We start from the raw sequence: 21,014 nt of genomic DNA, 5'->3' as shown, positions 1-21,014 counted from the left end.
TAACCGTTACTACTGCCTTCACGGCTCGGGACTTGAACCCTGTAGATTGTGCGCATGCCTGGCACACACAAAAAAACTGGAGACCATATGTCTGGTCTCCAGTCACTGTACCTTTACATTCACCCTTTAAAATAAAGAAAAATAATCAGAAATACGATCAGCCCCATTAATAAAATCGGGCCCACACCCATACTGTAGACGATGTACACCTTAGCATTGAGGATAAAACGTATGACATGGATGATGAGTAAAAAAATCAAAATGAAGATGGAGATATTCACAAGTGGATTCCGATTGTTTCTATACAAGAAACCAGCCCCTATCTAGAGCTCCAAGTTGACTTACACATTGCAAAATTCGCTCTCGTACAATTAGTCTCTATATAGATATTCATCTTGTCCATTATCATTCGTACATTTTCTCGAGCTTTACACTTTCAGGCCTCATACTCTCGGGTAAATCATATACTCAATATTTAAAAAATGCATCCCAAAGATTTTCATGTTGTGACTGGCTGCAAGTGAACCCTGGCTTATTTCCTGGATCAAGAAATGCTCGGAAAGAGGAAGTTTAAAAAGAATATCCCCTGCAGCCAGATAAACACCAGGATCTCCCTCTCCTTCGCTTGTCAAAATCAAGGAGCCATTGAATTCCTTCAATTGAAGAATACCGACCATCGAGGAATACGGAAGCGGCAGTGCAATATTCATAAAGGTCCTCCCGTCTGTTTCATGCCGGGAATAGATGGCTGCAAACACGGTGGATTGATCCACCTTTCGGACCCATACCCTCGGTTTCTCCCTTCCATCCAGGTCCGGATCAACCTGCAGGATTTCTCCTGTCATTTCAGTTCTTTTGCTGGAAAGGGGCAGGTTTAATTGCTGCATCCTCGCACTGATGAGCTTGAAACACCATGCCATCGGTTTGAACCAGGATGCCCATTTGACTGATGCAGTTAATTGATACTCTTCTGTGTGCTCATAGAAATGGACGATTGAATGGGGTAAAGAATCCACATCAACAAAGTCTTTAAGATCATCTACGAGACCCGGATGCTTTTTTCCGGTCCATTGAACACCACCCTTTATCCTGCTCACTGGAAAAGTGCACGTTTCCTGCCTGGATGACGGCGGGGATACCCCCCAGCCGATCACACCGGCCAGTCCAAATAAGATACAATTGACAAGACCATGGAACAATAGCATGAATCCGATACTGACATACAAAAATCCAAAAGCACTGTTCAGCGCATAAAGTATTGAAAATAAAATCGTTATTCCAAGCGCTGAATATGAAATCCGGATCAGGAATGCCTGAAGACGGGAGGCAAAACGGGTCCGGAATGAAAGTCCGATAAGACTGTAAATGGCAACTATATACACCAGTACGGACAGGACTTCAAGAATCGGCCAAAAAGTAATTCCAATTGCTACAAGCATAGGACCTGCCAAGATAGCAGGCACGATCCATCGATACATAGGGGACTCATGTATCCTTCCAAATAACCCCAGCGAAACCGGCAGCAAAAAAGCAGAGTAATGGAAATGTATGGCCGTTAACCATGTGATCAGTGGGCCGAACCCTGTATCTACACCATTAATATAAGCAAAAAACCACAGCCCGCCTATAAACAGATACATCAAACCGACATCGATTGAAATTTCTGCCCAATTGGTGAACCCTCTCCTGAAAAATCGTTTCAACCCATTAGATGCAATCAAGAGGGTAAAGCCAACATAAATAATAGAAAGCAGCAGCTTCCCCCCACTCCAGGAAACGAATTGCAGCAGGAAAACGGAAAGCATTGCAATCCAAGTGACTACTCTATTCAGCCTGCTGAACTCAATGATCTGCAGAAGCATGACTGGTACCAAAATCAATTGTGCAGCAGTCAGCATCAACATATGAGGCTGGTCTGTCACCAGCACGCAGCTTATAGTAAACAAAACCACCCCTGCAAGGGTGATGGGATTAACCAGACTGCGCAGTAAATGTACCTTCATAAGTCATCATCCTGCCTATAAATTTATTATGTATATCAACTTTTATCGTATAGCATCGAGAGACCTCATCATATCCTTCCTCCACGGCGACCTCGCCTTTGAATAAGGAAGGGAGCTTGATTTCAAATTTACCGGCAATGAAGCGTTGAGAACCGGATCGGATGCGCAATCCTCCGTCATGACTTACACTAAGATTTAAATCTGAATAAAACAGGCTTGGTTCACCCAGATAATCCTTTACTACCCCGCGCTCGGCATCAATCGTCATGAAGGCATTAAAATGGCGTGTCACTTCTTCAAAAAAGAAGGACCGCTCCCAATAAACCTCTGTCTCTCCGCTTTCCATGAGCCTGCAGCTATTTTTAATTGTGAACGGTACATCCTTATCACTTTCAGGAAAAAGAAACTTTCTGCGGACAGCATAAGTTAAAAAGGGCTTGAGCCAAGCCGGCCCGGTTTCTATTTTTGACATTGTCCCTGTCCCTTGGAAGGGTTGTCCGACAGACAGCGTATACCTCTCCTGAAGTTTTGGATGAAGCTTTTTGAATTCTGCCCCTAAAAGTTCTTTGTAAATCGTCACGCTGCAACATCCTTTCTCTTACGTTTGCATCTGGATGCAGTGGGCAGGTCTTTGGAAAGTAAGAACCCTATAATGGAAAGAACCCACAGACTTGCATTGAACGTAACCGGATTGAATGGATGAATGGAAATGGAGGGATCCGACTTTACAGCCAGGATCGTCAATATAGGAAACACGAACATTTGAAGTGCATGCAGATGCCTTTTTTTACGATATAAAAGCCAGACGGCACCGAACAGGATTTCAAAGACCCCTATGATTTGAACCCCTTTTACAGCAGCCATTCCATCCAGAGAAGACAAGGCTGAAAGCATCGAAACTTCTTCGGGATGTCCCGCTATGATCTTCGGTACCAGCCCCTGATAAACCCATACGAAGAAAAAGAGTATGGCCAGCATTGTACTGGTAAAAAGGCGCATATACTGTGAGCGCGGCTGCTCTCCTTTTTCTATCCATTGCTTGAGCACGTCAAAGCTTAGAGCCGTCGCCCATCCCATCAGCGGGCGGAATACGGAGTCTATCAGTCTTCCAAATCCACCGTATCGGACATCATAGCCATATTGGGTCAGGAAGGTTGTTCCTTTTTCCGTAGGGATATATCGCCAGTATCCTCTTCCTTCACTGATCGGGGAAATCTTCTGGTCTGTCCCGAAATGCAGAGAAGAGGTCTTTGAACCATCTTTTTTATGATGTGTGCCGACACTTTCACCCCATCCAGCAACCTTTATAAAGCCGTATTTTGTTTCATATCGAAATGATTGCGGATCATCATCTGATGTTTTTGGCAGATAGGTGATAGATGTAAATCGAAGATCCCACTGCTCATGGAGATGAGGGTCCTGGGACATTTCCCACACCTTTTCGACAGGGGCATTGATGGGGATTTCTACATAGATTGGTTTGTTTTTCATTGGCGTCACCTCTGCTATTAAAATACCATTACATTTGATGAAAATCTATAAACCTACCAGATTAAATCATGTACGTCTAACAAAAAATAGCAAGCCATCCCCCATTACGGTTTGGGCTTGCTATCTTTGTGCGGATCATCCATATCCTATTTATCCAATATTCCGATACTCCTCTGCCATCTCCCCGCTCGTTTGCCGGGTGAGGGCGCTTATCACAACAACAATGACGATATTGCAAATCAAGCCCAGGATGCCGGCATGGATATCAAATGGAGTCGTTTCAGCGATGAGCTGATAATAGTAATTGACAAATGTACCGACGATAAGTCCGGTGATAACGGCAGGTCCTGTTATTTTCTTCGAATAAAGGGCTCCGTATACTCCGGGTGCAAATTGAACGATTGAACCGTACGCACCAAGCAGGAGGGCGATGAGCCCCTGTCCGCCGAACACAGTGATGACGTATGCCAGTCCACCCACTACGAATACCCCTGCTCTCATCAGGAATAGTGTCGTTTTATCCGGAAGGTCAGGCTTCATGTTTTTGATGACTCCATCCGTAAATTCCAGTGATGCGCTGTGAGTGATTGCATCGGCAGTCGACATTGCTGCAGCCAGCGCCCCGGCACCGACAAGGCCGTACACCCAGCCTGGCAGACTGAGTACAGCGGTAATTAAATATGGGAGAATTTCATCAGGTGCCCCTACATCTGCGGAATTCACAACGTTGACTGCAGAAAAGCCGACGAATAACAAAGGGATCAGGAAAAGGGCAAAGATCGGATAGACAAGAACCGTTTTCTTGATTGTACGTGCATTTGACGCATAAGATTTAGAAAAAAGATGCGGCCACATCAAGAATCCGATTAGGGAAACCAGGATCGTTGTTGTATAGGCCGTACCTGACATCGTCGAACCTTCTTTGCCGATTTCCAGGAATTGAGGATTATCCCGGACGAGGTTTGAAAACATGTCCCCGATACTTCCGTGCATCTGATTGACGATGGCAAGACCGACGACCCAGGAAATGATGATCATAAGCATTCCCTGGAAAACATCAGACCATGCTGCTGCACGGAGGCCTCCCGTAGCGACATAAACGACCACGATGCCATATGCTAGCAGGGCACCCAGCCAGAGTGGAATCCGGCCCTCCGTCATGATATTGAAGATGTACGCCATTCCCTTCATTTGAGTGGCAAGATATTGGATCGAAGCAAGCAGTGCGATGATCCCAATCAAAATCGGCAGCGTTTTCCCTCCATATCTTCTTTTCATGAAGCCTGCCACGGTGTAAATATTGAACTTCCGGCCGATTTTTCCGATCTTTGGACCGATGATGTACCACGGAAGAATAGCAAACGCGGTATAAGTCAAAATGTAAAGGGCAGGAGCTCCTTTTGAATAAGCCCAGCCCGGGGCGCCGAGGAAAGAAAATGCGCTGAAAACGGCCCCTCCCATCAAGAACCACATGACAACCAGTCCGAGACCTCCGCCTGCAACTGTAAATTCATCCAGAGAGGTCTTATCATGTCCTCTTCCGGCCATCACTCCAACGATAAGTGCAACCACAAGGTAGCCTATCATCATGATCATTGCAATCTGCCAATCTGCCATCAGTTCGCCTCCTCTTCATCTTTGTCGGGATCGATCCGATAGAGTGCCAGAACGATCAAAAACGTAATGATGATCCACAGAATCACCCAGAACACCGAGAAGGGCAAGCCCATCACCACAGGTGTCGCCCTGTTCCCAAGTGAAAAAAACGGGAAGATTAATAGCAAAAACGGAATTCCCAGGGAAATGCAGTATAAAGTCGTAAATTTACTTTTACTCAAATGACGCCCTCCTTTTTCGCTGCATATTCGATCTTTCCATCTAAAATTGTGAGCTCTACATTTATATCGCGCAGTTTCGAATGATCGCACGTCAGAATCGAATCATTCAATACGACAAGGTCGGCAAGCTTTCCAGGCTCTATGCTGCCTTTCAGGTTTTCTTCGAAACTCGCATATGCACCGTTCCATGTATAGGCCTTGATTGCTTCCTGGACGGTGATGCGCTGTCCTATGCCGATTTCCTTACCCGAATTGGACATTCTTGTGACCGCTGACACTATGCCGTGAATAGGATCTGCCGTTGTGATCGGACTGTCGGAACCAATGGCAAAAGGAATCCCGTATTCTGAAAAACTCCATAAGGGGAACGTGTGGTTGACACGCTCGCCATAATCTCTGACATATCCCTCCCCAAACTCATAAATAAATGCAGGGTTGGGAATCGGAATGATATTCAGGTCTTTCATTTTCACAAGCAGATCAGGCGGCGTCATCCCGGAATGTTCGATACGGTGACGGTGGTCTTGTCTCGGTTCGTGCTCGAGTGCGGACCTGACTGCCTCGATCATCATGTGGACGGCTTCGTCACCGATGGCATGCGCTGTGATCTGCCAGCCTGCCTGATGGGCTTTTCCAAGAGACATATTCAACTCTTCCTGTGTCAAATATAGGATTCCCGAGTCTTTGGGATCACTTGTGTAAGGATCCCTTGTTTTAGCAGTGGGACCGCTGCTGCTGCCATCAATAAAGACCTTGGCAGGACCGATTTTCATCCATTCATCCCCGAGGCCTGTCCTTATTCCGCTCTGAAGACCCATCTCAACCATTCCAGGGGAGTCATGCAGGGAGCCATACAGGGCATAAACTCTTTGTTTGATCCGTTTTGAGGAGACGGCGTTCAAAAGGGAGCGGATGTGGTCCGGCCCGTAGCCTCCGGCATCATGAACACTGGTGATGCCTTTCACTAAAAAATCTTTTGAAGCGAGTTCCAGTCCATGCATAACCTCTTCCTCGGAATAATTTGCAAACAGGAACATATTCATGTGAGCAGATTCCAGAAGCAGTCCCGTCAATTCTCCAGCCTTGCGTTCGTATTTCCCGCCTGGAGGATCTTCCGTCCGAGAATGTATCCCTGCCAGTTCGAGTGCTTTACTATTTACACAGGAAATATGCCCGCACGTCCGGACAACGATGATTGGATGCTCCGTTGATACCTCATCGAGATCCCAGCGGGTGGGATGCCGTCCTTCAGCATAATGATTCTGATTATAGCCCCATCCACGGATCCATTCTCCTTCCGGGGTGGTTTTCGCTTTTTCCTTCAACCTTTCAATTAATTCGCTAATGCTGTCAGCTGTCTTTCCATTCACTCCCAGCCTGTTTGTCCCATAAAGCTCGAGGTGGGCATGGGCATCTATAAATCCCGGTAGAACACTTCTGCCCGCTAAATCTATGATGTCAGTATCTTCACCCTTAAGGGCAAGGATTTCTTCATTCGTTCCCACCGCGATAATCTTGTTATCCTTTACGGCCACGGCTTCCATTACAGAAAACACCGAATCTACCGTAACCACTTCCCCATTAATAAAAAGCATCGTCGCGCTCACATCAACACCTCCTGATATATTCGCATCCGGGTCATGGGGACAGGTACACTGACTCATATCTGAGAGATGTTACTCCATCAATAACCAACAGTCTTTCCTCACAAGTCCTTTGACCAGGACTTCCTTGCTCAGTAGAAGCGGGTCAAGGTACCAGTCCCCCCAGGCTCACCCTTGAGCGATTCGCAATGCGGTTTTATATAACAGTTGAACCCCTTTTTCTATGTCATCCATTTCTGCGAATTCAAGCGGATTATGGCTGATCCCTTTTTCGCAGCGGACGAAGATCATCCCGTAGTCAGAGATATAGGACATAATCAATGCATCATGGAAAGGCCCGCTCATCAAAGTTGGTGAATCCAGCCCTAGCTTTCCGTCTTCTTCTTTCATGATGGCTTTGATCCAGTCGGCACAATATCTAGGCTCACTGCGGGTATCTTCTTTAATGTCAACTTTCAGCTTGTATTCAGCTGCAGATTTTTCAATAATTTTATATAGTTTTTCTTCCAGCCTTGTCCGGGCTTCGAGATCGATATCCCTTAAGTCGACTGTGAACTCAACCTTTTCAGCAATAATGTTTCTTGAATTCGGGAAAACTTGCATACTGCCCACTGTCCCGACTGTTGTATCAGTGCCTTCTGTTTTTACAAGCCTGTCAAACTTTGTAATGATATCGGATGCTCCGAGAAGCGCATCCTGCCTCATTTTCATCGGAACCGAACCTGCGTGGCCGGCGAACCCTTCGAGGGTGACCGTCAGCCAGATAGGACCGGAGATCCCGGAAACGATTCCGACTGGTTTATTTACATTCTCAAGGACAGGGCCTTGTTCGATATGCAGCTCCAGGAAAGCGGCAATATCCCCTTTTTGGTAGACCGGACTCTTGCTAAGATCCGGCTCGACACCAAACTCCTTCAGAGCTTCCCTTCTTGTCATCCCCTGCTTATCCTTTCGTTCCAATTCACCTTCTTCAATCATTCCTGCCAATCCCCGGACTCCAAAGATCCCCTTGTTAAAACGACTCCCTTCCTCATCCGAGAAACAGATCACTTCTATTGTGCGTGCCGGTGTTATTCCGTTCTCCTTCAAGCTATGTACGACTTCAATCGCCCCGAGTGCACCTGCTGTCCCGTCAAATCTTCCCCCGTATGGCTGGGAATCTATATGAGAACCGAGAATGAGAATCGGGAGTTCGGGTTCAGATCCCTCCAGCCGGCCTATCAAGTTTCCAAAGCCATCGATTCTTGCAGTCAATCCCGCATCTTCCATCCAGCCCTTTACTATCTCCACTGCCTGGCGGTCTTCTTTTGAATGAGCCAGACGGCAGACACCGGTTTCTCCGATCTTTCCAATTTCGGCGAGTTCCTCCAGGTGCTGCTTTAATCTTTCCCTATTGATGGACATAGTGTTAACACCCCTAAAATTATAATTTGATGGTTAATAAACTAATTACTTCAATGCCTTTTGCTGCCATTATTAGTGCTTGATTCTGCCTAACCCCAACTCAACTACTGACGAGTGGTTACCATCATTGTAGTTTGAAAAATCATATGATTCATTAGACACTCTGTCCATGATGTGATGAAATAGACTTACAATACGTAAAATAGATGGAACATTCAGAAAATAAAAGACAAATTCTGGCTTTTAGCCCCCTTCCCCTTAGAATAGAATGATCCTTTGAATCTTTAGGTTCGTGAAGCGGCGGAAATAGTCCTGCTAAATTGACGAAAATGGACCCTTTTACATATTACGGATTGTTGAAGGATTATTATCGCGGTTTAGCAAAGATTTCAAATGTCAAAATTTTTTTGTAAGACAGAACTTCAAGAAAGCATCGTGTTATTAAGTTGGATTATTTGCTTCTCCACTATCTGCCCCGTAGACTTATACCTGATACTTAAGCTGAAAGGGGTAACCAGGATGGCACAAATGATTCAAGGCAAGATTGCGTATATTACAGGAGCCGGACGAGGCATCGGGAAAGCGACGGCATTGGAACTTGCAAGAGAGGGAGTCCATGTAGGATTGATTGCCCGAACCGAAAGCGCTTTGAAACAAGTCGCGGAAGAAGCGAGAGCACTGGGTGTAAAGGCCAGTGTGGCTGCGGCGGATATATCTGAAATGGATCAGGTGGAAAAGGCAGTTGCGTCGCTCCAGGATGAATTGGGTTCCGCGGATATCCTCATCAACAACGCCGGTATCGGCACGTACGGGGATTTTTTAGAAATCGATCCGGAAGATTGGAAAAGGACGTTTGAAGTGAATGTATTTGGGACTTATTATGTCACGCGCGCCGTCCTGCCACAACTGATAGAAAAGAACCGGGGGGATATCATCAATATATCGTCAAGCAGCGGTTTAAAAGGCACTGCCGGCAGTACCGCCTACAGCGGATCGAAATTTGCTGTCCAGGGAATGACCGAGGCCCTGATGCAGGAAGTACGGAAGCATAACATACGTGTGATGACATTGAACCCAAGTCTTGTCGCCACAGACCTTACGTTCGGGGATGAACTGGATGAAGCGGACACGGAAAAGTATATGCAGCCGGAAGATCTGGCTGAACATATGGTAGCGCAGCTGAAACTGCATCCGCGTATTTTTATCAAGCAGTCACTGCAATGGGCAACGAATCCATTTTAATGAAATTTTTCGCAAAAACACACCGCCGATTTTTGGCGGTGTGTTTTCTTATAGGAGGATACTGTTGAGTCTTTCGTCCAATCTATGTTTCTTGCTTCGGCATATCGTGTCCATAAATAAATCTTGTAATCTTTGAGCTGCTTTTTGTAATTGCTCCTCTGTGACCTGCCCGGGGTAAGTACTGAGATATTCACTTATAAATTCCGTCTGGAGTGTCTCGAACGCCTTGAACTGATGGAGCTTCTTGCCTTCGATCAAAGTTTGGAGCTGCAGGGTATGTTCCCTCATTGTTTCGAGCATTTTCAAGGCATAAATCATATTGCTGCGCTTCAGTTCTGTCTGGAATTTCCTCATACTGTACATAAAATCAAATGCGATATCATCACTGAACGCATAGTCAGATTGTTCAAATTGTTTCTGGGCATCTTTCATTCTTGCAGATATATTACCAGTTTTATCTACTACTACCTTCCATAGTGGTGATTTAACACTCAATAACTCCCTGGGAAGGACGGAAACATTAAATTCCAGTCCATTCTTCAAAAAAGCGATAATCAGGTAAATATTCTTTCTTAACTGTAATATTTTTATGTAAACAGAATCGATAGTCATAAAATGCTTTTGCAAGAAAGACATTGCTTCCCCCAGATCGGCAATTGACGGAGCCGCCACCATCAAATCAATATCCGACAGTTCATCCTTATACCCTGCCACCCCTGATCCAAGCTGGACGACTCCTTCGATATTTTCAGATAGTTCCAGAGTGCGGATGGTCCTTGTAAAATACTGTTCTCTTTCTTTTGGCGTATACATCAAACTTCCCTGCCTTCTTTTTCATTGGATGTATTATAAAGTGATTATACCAAATATTTCTTTATTCATAGATTCTTTTACTTACATTTTTGAACGGCTGAAGAAATCAGCATGTATGAAGACAAGTAGGAATATTTATGACTATACCGTTAATGGAAGGGGATAAGGATGAAGAAACTGGCATTATGTATTCTTACGATGTTGATAATGAGTGCCTGCAGTATCGGTAAAGAGGAAAAATACGAGTTATGCGGATATGGACCAATGATGGTGGTTGAAGGAAAAGAATACTTAAGAATTGATACGAAAAAAAGGGTGATCCTTGGGGATGAACTTGGAAAGATCAAGAAACAGATAAATGAGGAATATCATCCGGTAGACAACTTTTCATCAAACACACTAGCAAAAGGATCCAGTATTTTCAGGGTAAAGGGTCAAGATCAATATCTCGTTGCGAAAACAAAGGATGAGAAATATATATTATTTCAATTGTTGGATAAGGAATAAGAAGTACCGGGTCAGGGGTTCATCCCTGCCCGGTACTTCTTATTCTTATTCCCTATCTATCGTCAATCCTTCCACAAACTTTTTTCCCATCAGTTTATCTTTCTTCCGATTGTCTTTACTTTCGAAAATGATGTCAAAATCATAGTCTTCCGGGTACAGTTCTGCAGCTGAAATATAAAGGGATAACCGTTTATGCGGAATTTCATGTTTTTCATCCTTGATTTGTACAATGCAGCGTCCCTTGTCGTCCGGTCCTTTGTAAATGATGCCGAAATCTCCGCCTGGTGATACTTTTACATTATCCCCTTTTGAAAACTGCTGTACCGACGGCTTGACTTGTGCCTTATTCCTGCGATCTCTTCTTTTATGCTTGTTCACGATGATTTGTTTTTCCATTTCTTTCTTTACATGAATATCCTGTTCATCATTGCTGTACACTTTGGTTTCCCGGTAGGTAATATTATGCGCTTTTTCAATGATGGAAGGATGCATGCCGAGCTTCAGGGCAATGGAGAACGCCTGGCTCTCCCCTCCTTTTCCAACGATGAGCCTGTAAGTCGGTCTAAGTGTTTCAATGTTGAATTCCATGCTCCCGTTTATGAAACCCTCGTGTTCTTCAGCGAAATGCTTGATTTCACTGTAATGAGTGGTCGCGAGCAGGGTCGCTCCCTTTTCATATAATTGATCGAGGATCGCAGTCGCCAGCCCCATACCTTCCTGCGGATCCGTACCTGAACCGAGTTCATCAAGCAGCACAAGGGTACGGTCATTCGTTTCCTTTAGAATTTCGATGATGTTTTTTAAGTGGGAGCTGAAAGTACTCAAGTTCTGCTCAAGACTTTGCCCGTCGCCGATATCAAGCAAGATTTTATCAAAAATACTGATTTCACTGCCCTTATCGGCAGGGATTTGAAGACCGCACTGAGTCATAAGGGTGAGCAGTCCAACGGTCTTAATGGCGACGGTCTTCCCTCCCGTATTCGGTCCTGTGATCACCAAAGCATGATACGAGTCCCCCATCTCTATGGTCAGTGGCACCGCCCCTTTACCAAGCAGAGGATGGACTGCATTCTTCAAGCCAATGTAATGATGCTCGTTGACAGCCGCACTCACTCCGTCAATTGCGCGGCTGTATTTAGCCTTGGCAAAAAGGACATCATAATGAACCATCGTTTCGATGGCCAGCTTGAGCTGCTGTTCATATGTCTGAATCAGCCCAGTCAGTGCCCAAAGGATGTTCTCGATTTCCTGTTCTTCCTGAAGTTTATACAGAAGAAGCTGATCCTGCTGCACGCTCAATTCCTCTGGTTCGATATAGAGCGTCGAGCCTGATGCAGATGAATCCAGCACCGACCCTTTCACCTTTCCTCTGTATTCCTTCTTTACGGGAATCACATACCTGCCATTCCGCTGGCTCACGATAGCTTCCTGCAGCAGTGATCTGTATTTGGCCGACTTAACGATTGATTGGACTTTGTCCTTCAGCCTTTCCTCTTGAATGGCGAGCTGTTTCCGTAACCGCAGCAGCTCCCTGCTCGCATAATCATCCACCCTGCCGTTTCGGATGCAGCGATTGATTTCATCTGCGACTTCCGGTATGTCTTCAATGGAGTAAACATATGCAGACACCCTGGGAGCAAGGAATTGCTTATCGGCCATATATTTCTTTAACTTTTTGCTTGTATCAAGGAAGATATACAGTTTTGTTAATCCATCAGGTCTTAAAGGAACACCTTTATTCAGGCTGGCCATGATTTTCTCCACTCCATCCATGCCATGGATCGGTACACTAGCACTTTTTTCAAGTATCCTTACCGCTTCGGTCACCTCCTCCAGCCGCATTTCGATCTGTCGTTTATTGACAGACGGCATCATATTCAACAATACTGCTTTTCCTTCTTCTGTCAGGGCGAAGTTCGACAGCTCCTGTTTCACCTTGTGAAATTCCAATGTTTGAAATGTTCGTTCGTTCAATGTTTTCTCCTCCAATAAATAAAAAATAGACCACAACAGACAGAACAATGTCCATTGTGGTCTTCACGACTTGTATACAAAGGGCCTATTTTGGAGAGCGCTAAAAAAAGCGCCCCACGTACTTCTGCACACAAAAAGAGCTGTGCACAAAAGACACAGCTCTCCTAAAATAAGGGATGTACAGGCTATGACCATTGTTCTTAACTACATTTTGCAGGCACAGTTAAATAAGCGTACATTCCGCCCTTTTTTATGAAAGAGTGGAAGCCGGCAAAATGTCCGTATTCATTTCACGGTTAGTTAAGAACGACACCTAACATATTACATACTCCCTTTGCTATACAAAGATTAAATTCACATCATCATTATATGCCGGAGTCCATTTATTGTCAATAATCGTTCTCCCAGCATCAAGTTTCATTAAACTTTCACGGCCGGGATAGTTATGTCCCGGTTAGAGCAGTCCCCTGCCTTTAGCGATATAACCATTCATGATGGAGTGCGGGACCAGGTTCCCTCCTGTTGCCCATACAAGATGTGTAGCCCGGGATAACTGTTTTTGCGTAAGTGAGAGCGACTCAAGGTGCGATCTGAGCCGGGACTGCACCGGACCGAGCATGCCTGCCAGGGCGGATGGTTCAAGGGAAATGGACTCTGAGCCATATAATAGAGCCAGCATTTTATAAAGGTTCTCATCGCTTACGGTGTAAACACCGTTCAGGATCTTTTCCACCATTCTGCCGGCGAGTGCAGACGGGCGGCCGACTGCAAGTCCGTCAGCTTCTGTCATATTGCTAAGACCAATGTCCTGTACAGCGATCTCTTCATGTTTACCGGTCGAGAGACCAAGGAGCATGCATGGTGAATTCACCGGCTCAGCAAAATAGCAGTGAACATCGTCCCCGAATACATGTTTCAAACCGTACGTTACTCCCCCTGGCCCCCCGCCGACTCCGCATGGCAGGTAGACAATCAGAGGATGGTCTTTATCTATTTCAATACCCTCTTGTTTGAATTGCTTTTGCAGTCTCAATGCTGCCACCGCATATCCCATGAACAAATCCCGCGAATTTTCATCATCTATAAAATAACATGATGGATCTTTCGAACACTGATTCCTGCCCTGTTCGACAGCATGAGAAAAATCGTTTTCGTGTTCTACGACGTTGACACCTTTTTCTCTTAGAAGGTCTTTTTTCCATTGCTTTGCATCCTGCGACATATGGACGGTGACTTTGAAACCAAGAGCTGCACCCATCATACCGATACTGAGGGCAAGATTCCCTGTCGAGCCTACTGCTATCGAGTATTGAGAAAAAAATTCTCTGAAGGATTCCCCTGTCATTTTTGAGTAATCTTCCGTCTCGTGAATCAGTCCGTGTTCCAATGCCAGTGTTTCAGCAAGCTTCAATACTTCATAAATGCCGCCGCGTGCCTTGATCGATCCCGCTATCGGCAGCTCGTTGTCGCACTTTAACATCAGTTTCCCTGGAATATTTGTGTGAAAATGTGTTTGCAGCCTCTGCTGCATTTCAGAAAGATTAATAATGGGTGACTCGATAATGCCATCAGTGTTTCTGGTTTCCGGAAATACTTCTTTTATGTACGGGGCAAATCTTGCAAGCCTTTGTTCTGCTTCTACTATGTCCTCTGACTCTGATCGCTTGAATGATGAGAGCTTTGGATTTGGCCAAAACACTTCAGTCTGCTGCTGTAATTCTGATAGCAGTTCCTGATCAATGGTAATTCGGTTGTTCACTTGTGATCTCCCCCTTTTTAAATATGACTCAGTATCTATAACGTACCATATTTCATTCTTATCCGCTCAAACATACTTCAGTATAAAATTACATAACTTGAAACCATTTATATTACATCTTCGTATTAATTAATAAAGATATCATTCACATTGGAGGAATGGACATGATGCTCCTTATTGGCATTCAATTGTTTATCATTGCCCTATTTTCGGTACTTGGATGGGCAATACGATTTAAAAAGGTATATGAATTGATTTCAGGATTTGCCGGCAGGTCCGAGGAAGAAAAAGCAGAACTGATCAGGAATGGGTACCCCCAGAAGAACGGCACGCTGCTGCTTTTAACTGCCACGGGAATGCTCTTACTTCTTCCATTGTCTTTCACTTCCTTCACTTTTACAATGGAGGTTCAATTCGGCTTCATGCTGATATTCCTGATGGGCGGGATGATCTATCTTTCAAGATATGAGGTACCACGCAAACGAAAGCGAAGCTACTGGATCAGTTCCATCCTAATGATCGCTGTGTTTGCGTTTATCGGCGGTCTCACTTTCATCGGTTACCAAAAAAATGAATTGATTGTATCCAATGATTCTTTCAAGATTACGGGCATGTATGGTGATACGTGGGATAAGGACAAAATCGAAACGGTCGAACTGCTCGATGAGATGCCGGATGTCACATGGAAAATTAACGGATTTGGGCTTTCAACGAAGGCTAAGGGCGTATTCAAGGTCAAAGATTACGGAAGAAGCCTGTTATTCATCAAAAAAGAATCTCCTTATATATATGTGAAAGTGGAAGGTCAACATCTATTCATTAATGGCGGATCGCCCGAGGAAACAAGGTTGTGGTATGAAGAACTTACGGATTAATCATATTAATTCATATTGATGCATTCCCATTTTGGACACGGTAATGATAATTTGAGATAGTAAAGTTACTAAATCAAAAGGGGATACCTGAATGATCACTCTTTTTTTCATATGCGTGCTGGTACTGTTCATTTATCTACTGTTCAAACTGCACCCCGCTTTCGGCAGGAAACCCGCTAAAAACAGGGTGGAATTTTCACCGCAATTTTCTAATGGCTCATTTAAAAATACAATCCCAACTTCAATGAATACGGACTTGAAATCTTCATTGACCATGATCCGGGATGTGGTGAGGAAAAATGGGGACTTGAAGCCCGGGGACAGCCTTCCAAACATAAATTTCCCTATGTTGGACCACCCTTCCAATAAAACGAATGTGACATGGTTCGGGCATTCTGCATGTATGATCGACATTGATGGAAAGCTGATCCTACTTGATCCGATGTTCGGTGACAGCCCTTCCCCTTTCCTCGGATTAGGAGGTAAAAGATTCAGCCGGGGATTACCTTTTTCAATAAAAGATCTACCGGTAATCGACGCTGTTCTATTCTCACACGATCATTATGATCATCTGGATTACGGGACCATTCAAAAGCTGCGGGCTAAAGTCCGGCATTATTTCGTTCCGATCGGGGTGGGAAGTCACCTTGAACGGTGGGGCATCGACCCGGACAGCATCACCGAACTTGACTGGTGGAGTGAAGTGGAATTTCAGGAGCTCACATTGGCTGCTGCGCCTGCAAGGCATTTTTCCGGAAGGAGTCTGCATGACAGGAACAGCACATTATGGAGTTCCTGGATCATTAAAGGAAGTGAATCAACCATCTTTTTCAGCGGAGACAGCGGATACGGTCCCCATTTCAGGGAGATAGGCGAGCGGTTTGGGCCATTTGATCTGACCTTGATGGAATGCGGTCAATACGATCACAGATGGGCTGGCATTCACATGGTTCCTGAAGAAACCATCCAGGCCCATAAAGATGTAAAAGGCAAGCTGCTTCTCCCAATCCACTGGGGGGCCTTCACTCTATCATTCCATGACTGGACAGACCCGATTGAGCGTGTGACAAAAGCCGGTCAGAAAGAAGGAGTGCAAATTCTTACTCCGATGATCGGTGAAACGGTCGTTTTGAATGGAGGGCCTTACCCCGAAGAGAAATGGTGGGAGGAATAGGCGTCAGGTTGATAGGTAAAAAACCCCAGATCCGTTTGGTTCTGGGTTTTTCTACTGTCTAAGCTGTTAGTCTCTTCTGTGCTGATCGGCGGGCGGACCTGAGCATCTGCCCTACATTAGAATTATTATTAAAGGATCATAAAATCGAAAAATGGAACGTATTTTTGGAAATTGGATCATAAATCCTGCAAATGGAACGTATTTTCGTAAAATGGATCATAAATCTGGAAAATGGAACGTAACTCTCGCACACTTCATAAAAATACGTTTCAATGGCCCTCTTAAATCCAGACTTTCCTCTAAAATAATCTTAAATGAGATTCACATTTGATCTTTTTACCACAAATCATTTAATATTCCACCGACAAACACACCCAATCGGCAGCTTTAGACCAAAAGTTACCGGGACGCGGTTCCTGTCCCCCCGTCCCGCTTCGCTTCACGTTTCCCGGTGAGTGTAAAGAACGCGATTGAACCAAGGAGAGATGTCGAAAAAAGTACTGCCCCCATCGGTACAGCGGTAGTTTCATCAATGCCGACAAGTGGTGCTACGAGGGATCCGATGACAAGCGGGAGCATGCCAAGCATGGCGCTTGCGCTTCCGGCACGATGTCCCTGTTTTTCCACGGCGAGAGTGAAAGTACTTGTCAAAATCATGCCCATTGAAGTCATATAAATAAAGATCGGAATGACCAGTGTAGCCAGCGGCCCCTGGATGATCGTGGCGATCAGTATGATGGTTGTCGCGCTTACTGCTGTAATCACGGCGATCCGGAGCAGGTTTCTCTCGGGCACGAAATCGCTGAATTTCCCGATCATGAAACTGCCCGAAATGATGGCAAGACCATTGATGCCAAATAGAATGCTGAAGGCTTGAGGAGATACTTCATAAATCCCCTGATACACAAACGGTGTGCCGGCAACATAGGCAAAGCTTCCGCCGTGAATGAGTCCGATCGTGAGCACGTAACCGATAAAGGACCTATCCGTCAACAAGCTCCCCATCGTTTTAAGCGAAGCGCCGATAGAGCTCGGAATCCTTTTTCCAGCCGGCAGGGTCTCCTTCAGCTTCAATGCAATCGTTGCGACGATCACAAATCCTACTAGTCCAAGAAAATAGAAGATCGTGTGCCACGAAGCAAACGGCAGCAACAGGATCGCTCCTCCTGTAATCGGAGCGATCATTGGTGCTGTTGCATTAATCACCATTAACAACGCGAAGAATTTAGTCAATTCCCTCCCGCTGAACACATCCCGTACCACCGCACGTGAAAGGACGATCCCCGCTGAAGCAGTGAAGCCCTGGATGAAACGTGCGGCAATAAGAACGACAATATTCGGTGAAAGTGCACACAGAATGGACGATAATGCGAATAAAAAAATAGAGATTAATAGAGGCTTTCTTCTACCCTGGGCATCACTGACAGGCCCGATGACAATCTGCCCTGCAGCCAGCCCGATCAGGCATGCAGTCAGGCTGAGCTGCACCATGGAGGCACTGGCATGCAAGTCAGCCGCTATTCCCGGAAAGCTCGGCAGATACATATCAATATTCAAAGGACCAAGGATGCCGAGCATACCCAGAAGGAATGCGAGCCCGATCCGTTCTTTTCCTGTTGGTTGTGGATTCATGATTAAACACCTTTCCGTCTGCTTGTAACTAAATCTTTGTTGATTCTAGCAGAGGAACGATGGGTTTACAATGAATTTTACTCATAAAAATAGGAGAAGGCACGCTCGCAGTCAGACCGGGACGTGCCTTCGATTTGTTCACTCTATTCTATGAGCTTGTAATCGGTATTATTTTCAATAAAAGGAGTCGGTTCACCAACGCTAAACATATGAAGTTCATGCATCGCCCTGGTACAAGCGGTATAAAATAAGCGGCGCAGGCTCTCGTCTCCGTACTGACGGGATGAGGCATCGTAAATGATCACGGCATCAAATTCGATTCCTTTGGCTAAGTAGGTCGGGATCACAACCACCCCCTGTTCGTATTGGAGTGCACCGGCCTTCATGATTTTTAAATCTTTTACACCAGTAAGGCCGGAATACGCATTTTCGCTTTCAGCAGCTGATTTACATATGACCGCAATAGAATGGTACCCACTTTTTTTAAGCTCCTCGATCGTCCGTTCAATATGTTGATGAAGCACGCTCCGATTCTCCACTTTGGTCAAAGAAGGAGTTTCACCCTCCCGTTCAAAAGCCTCGATTTCACGATCAGGCGGTACCAGTCCGCGGGTGAATTCAATTATGGGCTTAGTGGATCTATAGCTTTGCGTCAATAAAATCGTGTCTGTTTCCCCTTCCCCGTAAAGGCTCAGCAAGGTTTCGAAATTTACATGTTCCCTTGCGTGGGCAAAGATCGCCTGGTTAAAATCCCCGAGTACGGTCATTTTCGCCGCAGGAAAAAGCCTTTTAAGGAACTCAAATTGAAATGGAGAGTAGTCCTGGGCTTCGTCAATGATTACATGCTTGATCGAAGTATTCATTTGAAAGCCAAGGATCAATTCCTTTAACAGGAGATAGGGGGTTGCATCTTCGTAGTTCAATTTCCCTTGTGAAAGCATCTCCGCTGTGAAGCGGCTCATGTCATCCCAATCTTCCGGAAGGGCATCCTCCGTCAAGGGTTCTATGATTGATGGATTTGTGAATAGTTGTTTGTATATTGCTTTTGTATCAATAAATTGGAGATTTTCTATCTTTCTTCGCAGTCCCCTGAATCTCTTTCTGACGATCATCCGGGTCAGTGCTTCTTTCTCCTCGTCATAGTTTCTGAATGACCCTTCTTTCGGATCGTTTTTTCTGTTTAGATATTTGAACGCTTTTTGATATTCCTCTTTACTCAGCAGTTCGATTTTTTCTTCCACCCACGGCTTCGTCCGTTCCCGCTTCTCTGCTGCTTTCAGCTGGTCTTTCAGCCAATCGGTCAGCAACTCGATCCGATTGTGGAATTTAATGGTTGGTTCATAAGAATAAAAGCGTTCCGAGATCTGTTCACTAGTGACGATTGATTCACCTCTGAACCTGATTCCCTTGAATATCATACCGGCCTTTTCGAGGGAGTGCCTGTAGGATTTAATCAATTCGAAGAATTGGTTTGATGCTTTGAACATAATAGCATTTGTCCGGACATTGTATTTGTCGTCTTCTTTATGAAGCAGTACATATTCAAGCTGTTGATATGGATCTTCCACATCAAATTCATCACTGAGACGGTGGTTCAGATAATCCTGGAACGTCACCTGTTCCATATTTTCCTCACCTAGTTCCGGCAGTACATTGGACACATAGCTGCTGAACATGGCATTCGGGGAGAACAGGATAATTTGATCTGCATGCAGGTTATTCCGGTATTTATAGAGCAAATAGGCTATTCTTTGAAGGGCTGCAGAAGTTTTGCCGCTGCCTGCTGCTCCGTGGACAATGAGCAGCCTCCCGCTGTCATGCCTGATGATCTGGTTTTGTTTTTGCTGGATGGTGGCGACGATGTTATGCATATAGTTGTCGGTCCTCTTCCCGAGCACCTGCTGCAGGACTTCATCCCCGATTGTGAGGCTCGTATCGAACATGGATTCCAATGTCCCGTCTTTTATGATATATTGCCACTTTTTCATCAATTCCCCTTCTATCGTGCCGCCAGGTGTTTCGAATTCTGCAGGTCCTGGGGGATAATCGTAGTACACACTCGAAATAGGGGCACGCCAATCATAAACAAGAAAATCCTCTCCTGTTTTGTCAGTCAGCGACCCTATTCCAATATATATATCCTCATTGGACGTTTCCCCTTCTTCATGAAAATCAATGCGGCCGAAATATGGTTTTTCCTTCATTCGACGGAGGGATGACAGTTTTTTCACCGCCTGCCTGTGCGTACTTTGACTAACAGTCAGGACTTGTGCCTGCTGCCTCAAACTTAACACTGTCTCAAGAAAATCATCGAATGTATCCGTATTGATCTTCACTTCATCCCAGAAGTTCCTGCGGATTTCTACGACTTCATCCTGACGCCGGCCGGTATCATTTTCGAGGATTTTTATCTGTTCATCAATGATTTCAATTACACGTTTGACGCGGTCTTGTTCCTGGCGCATTTGAGGATTCATTTAAGCACTCCTTTTTTTAAAACTATAAGGTTGACACAACAAGCTCGTATGTTATATAATTATTATTGAGGAAGTGTGCTAATCACCCCTTTTATAAAAGCGTTTCTGTTTTATTCTATTACACTTACAATGGATTATCAATAGTTAATTTTCAACTGCCTTTCGTGTGGGTTATTCCATCGCCTGGCAGTTTTTTATAGTAAAAAAACAGGCAAACCCGA

Annotated in this window: 17 protein-coding genes; 4 read left to right on the top strand and 13 right to left on the bottom strand. The window is 45.0% G+C overall.

The genetic code is table 11. The annotated features are described in order from the left end of the window. Positions 1-119: 119 nt before the first annotated feature. The 8 genes from ACKA06_RS15235 to ACKA06_RS15200 all read right to left on the bottom strand — a co-directional run bounded on the left by ACKA06_RS15235 (position 120) and on the right by ACKA06_RS15200 (position 8,340). On the bottom strand, positions 120-308 hold the full coding sequence (locus ACKA06_RS15235) for a hypothetical protein (RefSeq protein ID WP_032088344.1): 189 nt from the start codon (positions 306-308) through the stop codon (positions 120-122). Between the two features lie 135 nt (positions 309-443). Then, on the bottom strand, positions 444-2,003 hold the full coding sequence (locus tag ACKA06_RS15230) for a YndJ family protein (RefSeq protein ID WP_198257545.1): 1,560 nt from the start codon (positions 2,001-2,003) through the stop codon (positions 444-446). Then, positions 1,972-2,583, bottom strand: a complete 612-nt coding sequence (locus ACKA06_RS15225; protein ID WP_198257544.1) for a DUF4166 domain-containing protein — start codon at positions 2,581-2,583, stop codon at positions 1,972-1,974. The genes ACKA06_RS15230 and ACKA06_RS15225 overlap by 32 nt, the downstream gene beginning before the upstream one ends. Then, on the bottom strand, positions 2,580-3,494 hold the full coding sequence (locus tag ACKA06_RS15220) for a DoxX-like family protein (RefSeq protein ID WP_198257543.1): 915 nt from the start codon (positions 3,492-3,494) through the stop codon (positions 2,580-2,582). The genes ACKA06_RS15225 and ACKA06_RS15220 overlap by 4 nt, the downstream gene beginning before the upstream one ends. 150 nt (positions 3,495-3,644) lie before the next feature. Then, positions 3,645-5,111: a sodium:solute symporter family protein gene (locus ACKA06_RS15215; protein WP_411160047.1), complete on the bottom strand. Its 1,467-nt coding sequence runs from the start codon at positions 5,109-5,111 to the stop codon at positions 3,645-3,647. Further along, positions 5,111-5,332, bottom strand: a complete 222-nt coding sequence (locus tag ACKA06_RS15210) for a DUF3311 domain-containing protein (RefSeq protein ID WP_032088339.1) — start codon at positions 5,330-5,332, stop codon at positions 5,111-5,113. Before ACKA06_RS15210 ends, ACKA06_RS15215 begins: the two co-directional genes overlap by 1 nt. After that, positions 5,329-6,939 (bottom strand): amidohydrolase family protein, encoded by a 1,611-nt coding sequence (locus ACKA06_RS15205; protein ID WP_198257542.1) that lies wholly within the window; start codon positions 6,937-6,939, stop codon positions 5,329-5,331. Before ACKA06_RS15205 ends, ACKA06_RS15210 begins: the two co-directional genes overlap by 4 nt. A gap of 165 nt (positions 6,940-7,104) precedes the next feature. Further along, complete coding sequence (locus ACKA06_RS15200; RefSeq protein ID WP_198257541.1) at positions 7,105-8,340, bottom strand: M20 family metallo-hydrolase; 1,236 nt, start codon at positions 8,338-8,340, stop codon at positions 7,105-7,107. Between the two features lie 519 nt (positions 8,341-8,859). On the opposite strand from ACKA06_RS15200, the gene ACKA06_RS15195 reads away from it, so the two are divergent. Further along, on the top strand, positions 8,860-9,582 hold the full coding sequence (locus tag ACKA06_RS15195) for a 3-ketoacyl-ACP reductase (RefSeq protein WP_032088336.1): 723 nt from the start codon (positions 8,860-8,862) through the stop codon (positions 9,580-9,582). A 48-nt stretch (positions 9,583-9,630) separates the two neighbouring features. On the opposite strand, the gene ACKA06_RS15190 is transcribed toward ACKA06_RS15195, so the two are convergent. Continuing rightward, positions 9,631-10,398, bottom strand: a complete 768-nt coding sequence (locus ACKA06_RS15190; protein ID WP_198257540.1) for an aminoglycoside 6-adenylyltransferase — start codon at positions 10,396-10,398, stop codon at positions 9,631-9,633. 165 nt (positions 10,399-10,563) lie between these two features. Here ACKA06_RS15190 and ACKA06_RS15185 point away from each other — a divergent pair, with 165 nt between their 5' ends. After that, entirely contained in the window at positions 10,564-10,902 is a 339-nt protein-coding gene (locus ACKA06_RS15185) for a hypothetical protein (RefSeq protein ID WP_198257539.1), read from the top strand. A 45-nt stretch (positions 10,903-10,947) separates the two neighbouring features. Here the strand turns inward: ACKA06_RS15185 and ACKA06_RS15180 are convergent, their stop codons facing one another. Together ACKA06_RS15180 and ACKA06_RS15175 are read right to left on the bottom strand one after the other, a co-directional pair. Then, complete coding sequence (locus ACKA06_RS15180) at positions 10,948-12,876, bottom strand: endonuclease MutS2 (protein WP_198257538.1); 1,929 nt, start codon at positions 12,874-12,876, stop codon at positions 10,948-10,950. A gap of 454 nt (positions 12,877-13,330) precedes the next feature. Further along, positions 13,331-14,635: a D-serine ammonia-lyase gene (locus ACKA06_RS15175; RefSeq protein WP_198257537.1), complete on the bottom strand. Its 1,305-nt coding sequence runs from the start codon at positions 14,633-14,635 to the stop codon at positions 13,331-13,333. A gap of 164 nt (positions 14,636-14,799) precedes the next feature. Here ACKA06_RS15175 and ACKA06_RS15170 point away from each other — a divergent pair, with 164 nt between their 5' ends. Then, positions 14,800-15,510 carry a DUF3784 domain-containing protein gene (locus ACKA06_RS15170; RefSeq protein ID WP_411160046.1) on the top strand — a complete coding sequence of 237 codons (711 nt, stop codon included), beginning with the start codon at positions 14,800-14,802 and terminating at the stop codon, positions 15,508-15,510. A 91-nt stretch (positions 15,511-15,601) separates the two neighbouring features. After that, the gene (locus ACKA06_RS15165; protein ID WP_411160045.1) at positions 15,602-16,684 is read left to right on the top strand and encodes an MBL fold metallo-hydrolase; all 1,083 of its coding nucleotides are present in this window, start codon (positions 15,602-15,604) and stop codon (positions 16,682-16,684) included. 399 nt (positions 16,685-17,083) lie between these two features. Here ACKA06_RS15165 and ACKA06_RS15160 read toward each other — a convergent pair whose 3' ends face one another. Together ACKA06_RS15160 and helD are read right to left on the bottom strand one after the other, a co-directional pair. Beyond that, positions 17,084-18,316 (bottom strand): Bcr/CflA family efflux MFS transporter, encoded by a 1,233-nt coding sequence (locus tag ACKA06_RS15160; protein WP_411160044.1) that lies wholly within the window; start codon positions 18,314-18,316, stop codon positions 17,084-17,086. Positions 18,317-18,459: 143 nt separating this feature from the next. Further along, positions 18,460-20,793: an RNA polymerase recycling motor HelD gene (gene helD / locus ACKA06_RS15155; protein WP_058298688.1), complete on the bottom strand. Its 2,334-nt coding sequence runs from the start codon at positions 20,791-20,793 to the stop codon at positions 18,460-18,462. Between the last annotated feature and the right edge of the window lie 221 nt (positions 20,794-21,014).

The organism is Rossellomorea oryzaecorticis (genome assembly GCF_045897515.1).
In the GTDB taxonomy this organism is placed as follows: Bacteria; Bacillota; Bacilli; order Bacillales; family Bacillaceae_B; genus Rossellomorea; species Rossellomorea enclensis.
The sequence above is the reverse complement of the archived record's forward strand: the minus strand, read 5'-3'. Positions and strand labels throughout refer to the sequence as shown.